The sequence below is a fragment of the Shigella sp. FC1967 genome (genome assembly GCF_001743005.1).
Lineage (GTDB): Bacteria > Pseudomonadota > Gammaproteobacteria > Enterobacterales > Enterobacteriaceae > Proteus.
The window spans coordinates 1-2509 of record NZ_MIIZ01000851.1; the positions used below are offsets into that span (position 1 = coordinate 1).

A 2509-nucleotide genomic window follows, 5' to 3' on the forward strand; every position below is an offset into this window, starting at 1 on the left:
CATTTGCTTTTTCCTTCATCGTTCTCGCTAAAGTGTTCCAGCGTATCGGTTTGTTCCTTTGGAACAAATTCGCAGTTCCTGCAATGCGGTCTGTACAGGACGTCATCAAAGAACGTGCTGCTAAGGCTGAACAAGCCAAAGCAGTCGTTGAACCTGAGGTAACTCAAGTTCAAGAAAGTCGCTAAACAAGAACCTGACTGGGATTATCTCGAAATCCGACTTACCTTCGTAAGGGCAAGGAACTTGTTTGGTAATAACTGTCGCTGAGTAATCTTCGACACTTTCAAACCCATCGGGGCAACCATACCCCGACGGGGATGTTGCCCCTTTTTGCTTAGGAGCAACATCATGGAAATCGCTATCATCGCTTTGTGTATCCCTACTGGTTGGGCAATCTCTCGTCCTTTCGTGAGAATCGCTGAATCGTTTGGTTACTGCTGATAGTCAACGTAAAGGGAGGGGGCAACCCCTCTCTTTCTGGTCAAGCCTCTGTGGCTTGTCCTCAAAGTCTTCTGGTGTCAGTTGGCTTTGACGACAAGCTACAGGGGGAATGTCGAATGCAACAGAATCTTCATGTTTACGACGATCACGCAGGCATCATCTATCTGGCTGATGGACGCGAGGTGAAATTTGATCCGAAACTGTATTCCAGCTCCTACCAGGCGCACAGTGAAGCAGTGAAGTGGGCCAAAGAAACCGGGGTCATTGGTCAAAACGACGATGTGGTGATGTTCGTCCATTGAGGGAGTAGCCTCCAAGAGAGGCTACTCTCCTCGCTCCTTAAAAGTCTTCTTACTCATGGTGAATACCATCAGTAAGCAGATTTTGTCCTCCCTGAGGGCGAAAACGTGCGATAGCTGGTCGCCAAAAACAAACAGCAAATTAACGTTAATTTACTAGCCCAACCGGGCGCATCCGCCCGGTTCGGGACGTGGTGCGCCTGTCACAATAGGAGCGCACCTATGTCTCAATACTCTCAATTCTCAGTAAGCAAGGTTTTCGGTATGCCCAGCATTCCGGAGAAGGTAACGGCCATCGGCTACGCTGACGGTTCAAACCCTTTCATCCCTGCCACTGATACCAACTACGTTTTCCGCAAAGAGTTTCTGCGAGAGGTCTTGGCCTATCTCAAAGAGCCTGGCGGTGACGCATTGTTCGTAACCGGCCCTACCGGGTCTGGCAAAACCTCAGGTATCACCGAGATCGCTGGTCGTCTCAACTGGCCTGTTCAGCAAATCACTGCCCACGGGCGGATGGAGCTGACAGATCTGATTGGACATCACGCTCTGGTCGCGGAAAAACCTGGTCAACCACCTGTCATGAAGTTCATGTATGGACCTCTGGCAGTCGCTATGCGTGAAGGTCATCTGCTCCTCATCAACGAGGTGGATTTGGCCGACCCTGCCGAGCTGGCTGGTCTCAACGATGTCCTTGAAGGGCGTCCTCTTGTGATCGCTCAGAATGGCGGGGAAATCATCAAGCCGCACCCGATGTTTCGTGTGGTCGTTACTGGTAACTCTACGGGGTCCGGTGATGCTTCTGGTTTGTACCAGGGGGTGATGATGCAGAACCTCGCAGCTATGGATCGCTATCGTTTCACCAAAGTAGGGTATGCGGATGAAGAAGCTGAACTCAGCATTCTTGGCCGTGTTACTCCGAAACTTCCGGAAAATGTGCGGAAGGGAATGGTTCGGATTGCTAATCAAGTCCGCAAACTGTTTCTTGGTGAAAACGGTGAAGATGGTCAGATCAGCGTCACCATGTCCACCCGGACGTTGGTGCGTTGGGCAAAACTGTCTCTGGCGTTCCGTGGTGCCCCAAATGCTCTTGAATACGCCCTGGATCAAGCTCTGCTTATCCGTGCGGCCAAAGAGGAGCGTGAAGCCATCCTGCGTGTTGCGAAGGATGTGTTCGGGGACCAATGGCGCTAAGGGGTGACGCATGAAGAAAAATGACTGTTTGTGCCGTCGTTACACATTCAAGGATGCGTTAACGTCGGAAACATTCGAGGTATTTATTGGCTACAAGTTGCTCCGGGAGCCCAGCTCCTCGGGGCCAGGCCAATTCACGATGGTGAAGTTAAACCGAACCGTCACTGATGGGAAAGCTGAAAATTGGTCTGAGACAAAGCTCGAAGGACCTTTTGAAGCTAACGGCCCGGACACGATCCCAATGTCCTACAAGGACAAAGAAAGCCAGTATGTGTCACAGTTTCTCAGCCAGGGATACACCTTTCTGGATGAGGTGCTGGTAAACGCAGAGACACAGACGGTGCTGGAAGGGGGGAGCGTTTCAGCCGGACAAACAGCCAGCTTGGGATCTCTCAACTGGCTGTTATCTCCGCCCTCTGAGTTACCTCCAGGTGACATAAACCTCTTCAAAGGTTTTGTTGCTGGGGTTTTTGCCAAAGGAGCCGGTTTAATCGGCTTTGAGGTTGCTCGGAGCGAAGGCTCAAATGACTTGCTACCCAGTGTGCTGATGCGTACTGACAGCGGTTATGAGCTTGGGG

3 protein-coding genes and 1 pseudogene are annotated in these 2509 nt (G+C 51.3%); all 4 read left to right on the forward strand.

Annotated elements, in window-relative coordinates:
• Positions 1-185 (forward strand): hypothetical protein (locus BHE89_RS14485; protein ID WP_458694228.1); only part of this gene is annotated, 185 nt, incomplete at its 5' end.
• A gap of 372 nt (positions 186-557) precedes the next feature.
• Positions 558-743 (forward strand): hypothetical protein, encoded by a 186-nt coding sequence (locus BHE89_RS14490; protein WP_001186917.1) that lies wholly within the window; start codon positions 558-560, stop codon positions 741-743.
• Between the two features lie 219 nt (positions 744-962).
• Entirely contained in the window at positions 963-1931 is a 969-nt protein-coding gene (locus tag BHE89_RS14495) for an AAA family ATPase (protein WP_000085162.1), read from the forward strand.
• Positions 1932-1941: 10 nt separating this feature from the next.
• A pseudogene (locus BHE89_RS14500) lies at positions 1942-2509 on the forward strand (hypothetical protein); the annotation flags it as partial.

What these genes read in the sequence shown, in the direction of transcription:
- BHE89_RS14495 (WP_000085162.1), top strand. Translation starts at nt 963, where the DNA reads ATGTCTCAATACTCTCAATTCTCAGTAAGCAAGGTTTTCGGTATGCCC.
- BHE89_RS14490 (WP_001186917.1), top strand. Translation starts at nt 558, where the DNA reads ATGCAACAGAATCTTCATGTTTACGACGATCACGCAGGCATCATCTAT.